At 56.0% G+C, this 502-nt stretch carries 2 protein-coding genes; both read left to right on the forward strand.

The features are described 5' to 3' along the window. Positions 1-265 (forward strand): ester cyclase (locus ALO43_RS18630; protein ID WP_174518514.1); only part of this gene is annotated, 265 nt, incomplete at its 5' end. A 127-nt stretch (positions 266-392) separates the two neighbouring features. Beyond that, a partial coding sequence (locus ALO43_RS18635; protein ID WP_459564957.1) for a thioredoxin domain-containing protein occupies positions 393-502 on the forward strand: 110 nt, incomplete at its 3' end.

The following is a 502-nucleotide window of genomic DNA, read 5'->3' on the forward strand; positions in this document are numbered from 1 at the left end:
GATTATCCCTGACCTGCGTTTCAACATTGACTTGCTGGTGGTTGAGGCGTCACAGGTTGCTGCCCGCCTGATATTCAACTGCTCGCCGCAGGGGCGATTTCTGGGGCTGGATGCGCATGGCCAGCGTATTACCTTTTCTGAAAACGTGTTCTACACATTCAGCGACGGCAAGATTGTCAGCGTCTGGTCGGTCATTGATAAAGCCGCAGTGGAGCGAGAACTTCGTGGCGAGCCAGCGGCCGGCTCCAGTGACAGAGGCACCTGAAATTTTCATCGGTGCCTAGCTCATCAGCACAGTCTTTCCGGCACGCTCGTCGAAGTAACAGCATTTCAGGGCACTCCCCGGTGGCAGCGCAGTCTTTTCTAGACACTTTCACCCCGCGGAGCCCGACATGATCACTGTCCACCACCTGAACAACTCACGTTCGCAGCGCATTTTGTGGCTGCTCGAAGAGCTCGACCTGCCCTACGAGATCAAGCGTTATCAGCGCGACCCGAAAAC

The sequence above is a fragment of the Pseudomonas tremae genome (assembly GCF_001401155.1).
Lineage (GTDB): Bacteria > Pseudomonadota > Gammaproteobacteria > Pseudomonadales > Pseudomonadaceae > Aquipseudomonas > Aquipseudomonas tremae.